General features: G+C 48.1%; 1 protein-coding gene. It reads right to left on the bottom strand.

Features of this window, described 5'->3' with window-relative positions; all coding sequences use genetic code 11:
• Positions 1–51: 51 nt before the first annotated feature.
• The coding region (locus ACXAJT_RS27700) for a hypothetical protein (protein ID WP_475242275.1) at positions 52–239 on the bottom strand (188 nt) is incomplete at its 5' end.

Below are 239 nucleotides of genomic sequence, written 5' to 3' on the forward strand. Positions count from 1 at the left end.
GCTCAGCCAAAAAAGATCAGACATGTTCACCGCTCGTTTTCGAACGGTGAATCACGCTCGTCCAACCAAATCAATGGGTCCTGACCCTAAGTCAACGCCGATGATAGCAATTTCCTTCATAGCCTTTTCCTCCTGATTCTTGATGGATTGAATAGCCCCGTGTATCGTGGACGCCTTCTTCGCTAATTTTGAGGCAAGGAGGCCATGATGAGCAGCAGCAAGTTCAGCGATGAGTTCAA

The sequence above is a fragment of the Salipiger sp. ABF4_146 genome (assembly GCF_056161345.1).